Genomic DNA, 6,943 nt, shown 5'->3' on the forward strand with positions numbered 1-6,943 from the left:
GCCTCGGGCATTTCTGTTTTTGATATACTCAAAGCCATTGTCGCCAGGAAAATGTGCAAAGTGACTAAAGATAAATGGAGAATGTTATGATCAGGCAGAAGATTTTACAGCAGCTCCTGGAGTGGATTGAGTGCAATCTCGATCACCCTATCTCAATCGAAGATATCGCACAGAAATCTGGCTACAGCAGACGCAATATTCAACTTCTGTTTAGAAACTACATGCATATGCCCCTGGGCGCATACATCCGCAAACGAAGACTTTGTCGGGCAGCCATTCTTGTCAGACTTACTGCCAAATCAATGCTTGATATTGCGCTCTCTTTGCATTTTGATTCACAGCAGTCATTCAGTCGTGAATTTAAAAAATTGTTTGGATGTTCTCCCAGAGAATATCGGCACCGTGATTTTTGGGATCTAACAAATATTTTACCCCCGTTATTAACGCGTCAACATCAAAAGACAGATTGCACATTAATCCATCTTCCTGAAACACGTATTTTTGGCAATGCATTTAAATATGATATTGAGCTGTCTAATACGCCACCAGATGAAGAAGTAAAACTGCGCCGTAATCATTTATCCCGGTGTCTTCAAAATTTGAAGATGGATATCTATTACGTCTCAGCGTATACACCATCAACAAAATCGGTAGATTTGCTCACAGTTGAAACTTTCGCCGGTACTGTATGCAACCATGCGGATACAGACATGCCAAAGGAATGGATAACGGCTGGAGGGCTTTATGCATCTTTCCGCTATGAAGGAGATTGGGAGCACTACGCGAACTGGGTGCGGAACCTGTATCTGATAGAACTGCCTGCCAGGGGGTTAGTCAGAGTCAACGGCAGTGATATTGAGCGATTTTACTACGATAAAACTTTCGTAGAAAAGGATAGCAATTATGTTGTTTGCGAAATTTTCATCCCCGTTCGCCCAGCTTAGTTTGTATCTGTGTCACATTCTCAGATTAAGGATTACCCTACCCTGCTACCGTCTAATCAGTACCAGGGTAGGTATTTAGTGGAATAATGGCGTTGAGAATGTCGACGCCATTATTCTTTATTACAGCGAATTTTTCATTCCGGGGAAAATTATTTTACTGCCTCCTCACCCTCTTCAGTAGCAGCTTTCACAGCGTTAATAGTCACCGTCACTGGCTGCATTTCGTACCCACCATACGTCAGAGTGTTGAATGTGAATTTATATACCCCTGGCTTAGTAGTACTGAATTTACGCGTGATTTTCCCGTTCACGAAATGGTCAGCTTTCGACGGCAGGAACTGGTAATCATCCTCCGTCACCCCTGCAGGAGCCTGAATGTCGACCCACATATTCCCTCCAACGGGGTTGTCTGCCGACATCAGAGTAACCTCCAGCGTTGCGGTAGTCTTCCCGTCTGCCACCAGATCTTCTACATCAGATGATGCAGCAAGTACTGCATTTTTATCATCCGCAACGAATCTGGATTCGGCAGTTTTCGTCGATACCTGACCGTCGGTCCGATTCACTTTCGCAGTTAGCGTATATATCGCCGCTTTAGTGGTAGAAGCGGTGAATACAGCCTGCCCTTGCTCATTAGTTGTTGCAGTCCCGTTCGGCTCCAGATCTAACGTTGTCGGGCTGGCGGTCAGCGTCACTTCACTACCTTGCACAAGGTTGTTATTGGCATCAGTAACCGTAACTTTATAAGTCTGTTTGGCTTTACCATCTGCCAGTGCGCGGTTGCCAATCACCTCAATACTCGAGATGGTTGCCGTAGCCTTGTCAGCAACAAACGTGATGCTCTGCGCATCCGACATCTGGTCATTTCCTGCCGTTGCGGTGATTGCATACGTTCCCGCAGTCACAGAAACGACTCGCAGCTCGGCTTTACCTTCATCGCTGGTCTTCACCCAGGTACTCTCGTCATTAAGTGGTGTGACGCCCCGAGGCAGATTAAAGGCGACCATAGTTCCGGGAACAGGGTTGCCGTTTTTATCCTCAACAGTTGCCATCAGCGTAAAGGCATCTTTGCCGTTTGCTGCTTTTTGATCGGCAGTATCAACCTGAAGGCTTGCCTGACCGGTTTTGGCATCCGCTTTGAACTTCACCGTGGCAGTCTTCTGATTTTTCTTCACCGAGGCCGTGATTGTGTGTTCCCCGGCAATGGTGGACATCAGCTCAATATCGGCTTTACCTGCCGCATTCGTTGTTACCGTATTCCCCGTCTTGCTGCTCACCCCCTCAGGCAGAGTCAGTGTTACCGTTTGATCCTGCAACGGGTTACCATAGGAATCCGTTACGGTCAGGGTAACCTTGTTGGCGGACTGTCCATCAGCCAGTTGGTTATCAACATTCACTGAAATATCGTGAATGTTAGCCTCAGAAGCGTTACCCACAACGTTCAGCAGTAGCGGTTTCGAAGCAGCATCTTTGCCATTCACTCGGGGCCAGATAACCAGTTGACCGGCTGCAGAGCCTGTGGTTAACGTCGTAACATAGGTGCCATTGCTTTGTTCCGTCCAGGCTCCTGCCGAAGGTTGTTCCGTCCCTGTGCTGGCTACGCCACTAAATTCTGGAGCATCAGGTTTCAGACCACTTACAGGGTTACCGTTCGCATCCTTTGCCGTGAAGGTCAATTGTGTCGTCGTTTTGATCATCGGGGCTTCATTATCTGCAACAAGCGTGGAGTTCACTAACGACATCTCCCCGGCGGCGATGGTGACAGAAACCGCCTGCTTCAGAGCATCAGCGCCATCAACGCGCGGCATGATGGTTAGCTCACCAACTCCCGTTGCGCCAGCAGTCAGCATCGCCGTATAGGTTCCATTGCCCTTCTCCGTCCACTGACTGACGGATGGACGCTGCTGGTTGACGTTGTATGCATCACCACCAAATTGCGGTGTTTCCGGTGTAATACCGGTGATTGCGTTGCCGAATTTATCCTTCACAGTCAGCGTCAGCGTGATGCTTTCGCCTGCGGTAATCGACGTTTTTGATACGGTCATTTCCGAGTGGTCAACCGCAATAGCCCCCGCTTTAACGTTAACCGGAGTTGCCTGTGCTGTAGCGTTTTTGCCATCGATCTGCGGCATAATGTTCAGCGCGCCTGCCCGCGTTCCCGAACGCAGAACAGCCGTGTATTCGCCGTTGCCTTTATGGCTCCAGCCTGTGACCGAACTACCAGACGCGGCGTCACCGGAAAGCGATGCGCCAAGTTTAGCGGTGTCGATATCAGTAAGCGCGTTTCCAAACTGGTCTCTGGCGGAGAAAGTCAGTTCCGTCGTGCTTTCAATAGCAAGATTGGCATCTTTTACTGTCAGCGTTGAAGTAGAAACTGCCTGATCCCCCGCGACGACAGTCAACTGCGCAGCGTCGGTGGCAGCTGGCTGACCGTTGAATAACGGCATAATGCGAAGATCACCTGCCTTTCCGCCGGTGGTCAGCGTAGCGACATAGGAACCATCGCCTTGCTCGCTCCAGCTGGAAACGTTCGCCCCTTCAGACGCAGCTCCCGTCAGGCTTGTCGACAGGGAAAGACCGCTGATTGCGTTACCATGCGCATCTTTTGCCACAAACGTCACAGTCGTGCTTTCCCCTGCTTTTACGCGATCCGATGCAACGGATACTTTCGACTGGCCTGAAGATAAAGCATCAGCTACCACGGTCACTTTAGCCGCATTAGCTGCTGCATCCTGGCCGTTGAGCTTCGGCATAACAATTAATTCACCCGCCGTAGTACCCAGAGAAATCTGCGCAGTCCACGTCCCATCGCCATTATCCGTCCAGCCTGAAACTGAAGAATCCGCAGCGGCAGCCCCCGTTAATGACGGTGTATCTGGAGTGAGACCGGTCACCGGGTTGTCATAGGCATCTTTTGCTGCCCAGATAGCTGTAAGCGTGCCACCAACTACCGGTTTATCCGGGTTCAGGGTGATGGTTAAATGCGCTGTATCAAGCGGTCCGGCGACAAACTTCAGCGTTTGTTGTAACGTTCCCAACTGATACTGCTCGCTAAAAGCACACACAACAATGTTTCCGGCGCGGGTCGAAGAAACCGTGGCGCTGTAAACACCTGGGTTTGTCTCCGAAATGCTGCCAATGGTAACGCCATTGCTATCCTGTGGAACAAATCGCAGACGGCTGGCTTCTCCCGTCACAGGGTTGCCATCGGTATCCACGGCAGTAAGCGTCAGCGTGTAGGATTGCTGACCATTGGCAACCACGTCACCTGACGGCTCATTCACACTCAGAGTCGATTTTGTCACATCCATCATAGTGGCACGCAGTTCAGCAGTGACGGTTTTGCTCATGCCATCAACGCTCACCGTAATGGTTGCTTCACCTGATTGCGTACCGGTGGTGAAGACCGACTGGTACACCCCAGCTTCTGTTTCGGTGATCTCCCCCAGAGTTGGTTGTGCCTGTGATTTAGCAGACTTAATGCCACGCGTTACGATGTTTCCGGCAGGTTTAAACGTCAGTTCAGTTTTGATCTGATCTTTCATACCCGTGATTGGCTGCCCTTCGGCGTCTCGCAGAGACAGAACCAGCGGCTTTTGCGCACTCCCGTTAGCAAGCATTTGGATACGGCTCTGACCGTCAAGCGTTAACGTAGTGCGATCGGCGCTCATACCTGCCCCGGTGATAACCACCTCAGTCTGTACGCGTTTTGAGGCATTGCCTTTGTTATCGTATGCGACCGCAGAAATTGCGTAATAATTGTCTTTGCCTGCCTGATAAGCCGGGAGCGTCACTTGCCACTGGTTACCCTGACCGGTAATTTTACCGCCTGCGGCCAGCAAGGACGGCGCTTCCCATTGCACATTTTTCAGACCGTGAGTTGCTTTGCTGACTACAAGACCAAGCGAAACCGTCTGTCCACCCTTACCTTCAATACGATCAGGCAGAGCAATACGGATCACCTCAGCTTTGCGATACTCAAGAACAATGTTGTTATTACGTTCAACCAGATCATAACGGCTGCCTGCGAGTACCCGACGCTCGCGAATGCTATCCGTATCGAGTTGTTTCTCCAGAGGCTCGCCAAACCGGTAGTTAACTTCCAGACCAAAGCGAGTGTCATTCTGACCGCTCTTGCCCTGCTTGTGCTCTGCACTCAGTGTCAGAAGAGGCACTGGCGTATAGTTCACCTCGGCGGAAATGGCATGTGGGTCTTTCTGGCGCTTATCTTTACCAAACAGCCCTACCTCATCGCCATAATATTGTTCATACATCAGGCTTGCGCCAAGCTGCGGCCAGGCCGGTAAATATCCCTCTGCGCGGATATCCCAACCATTAGCCGGACGCTCTTGATAATCTTCAATATCTGGCGATTTTTTCCAGCCAGAAGCCCGGATATAACCATTGGCACTCAGTTTCAGATAATCACGCCAGTATTCCGCACCAACGCCAATACGGGTATGACTACGGGATAAATCATGATCGATAAATGTGTTCAGCCCCGCCATCCAGTCATTGCCTGAAAAATGACGCCAGCCGAAACCAATATTTGACTGAGTACGATCGTCGGTACGATGTATTGCCCCCTGAGTGAATAGCATATCTGAAGGCGTATCATAAATCGGATAAAGCATTTCCAGCGAAGAGTCTTTCAGCGAGAAATCTTTATCGACATTCAATTTGACACGCGCCGTACCATATTTTCCAAGCCACTCCTGGATTTCCTGGGTAGCCTTAGCTGTGGCCATTCCGGTAACAAAATTGCGTGTCGCATCGCTATCCGGCTGACTGCTTAAAAATTTACCGGCATTCGCGGCAAACGACGCGATATTTTTTTCTGCATTATTGTCAGTAGCAACCGCAGTATTTTCCGTACTTAGACGAGGCAGAGCCGCTCGCGCCGTCATTGTCGGCGTAAAGGTGACAGCCAGTGGAAAAAGAACCTGAATAGAGATGTTTGCCCACGCCACGCAGTGAGCCAGGGCTGAATAACGAAAGCGTGGTTGTTTATTAGCTTTTTTAAAACGTGACATTGAGATAATTTCCTGATGAACGAATTAACGAACATAAGCAAACGCATATAAAAACGTTTGCTTGTCAGAAAAACCGGATATTTCCCGGTTTCCTTTTCCGCAGAAAAGGAAATACCTTTATGAAAGAAAGCGCATCGCCACCCTGAACATTCAGTGGTTGCAATTACTCATCTGGTGACAGGGCCGGGATTATATTTTTGTTTGTAAATATGAATTTAGCTTTTTGTGCAAGAGCTAATATAAAGGGGTAAGTTCTATTGGATGCTGACTAAATTACGGTTGCGTAGTTATTATTTAGTAATCGCAACTGGCCTTCCGTAGATGGGGTGCATTACAGCTAAAATAAGTCAATAAGCCTTCGGTGGTATGTCAATCCTCATTTATAGTCATGTGATCTTCGACCAGGAAATATCTTATAGATATTACTTAATTTTCCGCATCGTTATTATCTGCGCACATCTATACTGGACTATGGCTGTAGAAATAAAAATCACTCGTTAACATGGTTGGCTGAGATTCCAGTAATAACCTTTGTTATTTGACAATATTATCCACCGCTTTCATAAATTAATGATGACGAATAATGATATTTTACGGGCTGATTTTTATGTGATAATCATGTTGCGTAGGAAAATTACAGAAAAATAACAACATATAACTCAACACCCCTTATCGGAAACTGTTATATCTCATTGTAATTAATTATGAAAAATACACCGTGCTTATTCCGAAAATCAAAAATCGGTTAGGATTTTGTTATTTAAAACCAAAGCCATTACGCTTGCTTACTTTATCGATAAATCCTACTTTTTTTAATGCGATCCAATCATTTTAAGGAGTTTGAAATGGATAAGAAGCAAGTAACGGATTTAAGGTCAGAACTACTCGATTCACGTTTTGGTGCGAAATCTATTTCCACTATCGCGGAATCTAAACGTTTTCCGCTGCACGAAATGCGCGATGACA

3 protein-coding genes are annotated in these 6,943 nt (G+C 47.9%); 2 read left to right on the forward strand and 1 reads right to left on the reverse strand.

Annotated features, from left to right (window positions below):
* The first annotated feature begins 86 nt into the window (after positions 1-86).
* Entirely contained in the window at positions 87-944 is an 858-nt protein-coding gene (locus HEN21_RS01625) for a helix-turn-helix domain-containing protein (protein WP_176241070.1), read from the forward strand.
* Positions 945-1,093: 149 nt separating this feature from the next.
* On the opposite strand, the gene HEN21_RS01630 is transcribed toward HEN21_RS01625, so the two are convergent.
* Complete coding sequence (locus tag HEN21_RS01630) at positions 1,094-5,977, reverse strand: inverse autotransporter beta domain-containing protein (protein ID WP_176252733.1); 4,884 nt, start codon at positions 5,975-5,977, stop codon at positions 1,094-1,096.
* 845 nt (positions 5,978-6,822) lie between these two features.
* Here HEN21_RS01630 and HEN21_RS22950 point away from each other — a divergent pair.
* Positions 6,823-6,943 (forward strand): hypothetical protein (locus HEN21_RS22950; RefSeq protein ID WP_244498951.1); only part of this gene is annotated, 121 nt, incomplete at its 3' end.

The sequence above is a fragment of the Escherichia sp. 93.1518 genome (assembly GCF_013368915.2).
In the GTDB taxonomy this organism is placed as follows: domain Bacteria; phylum Pseudomonadota; class Gammaproteobacteria; order Enterobacterales; family Enterobacteriaceae; genus Escherichia; species Escherichia ruysiae.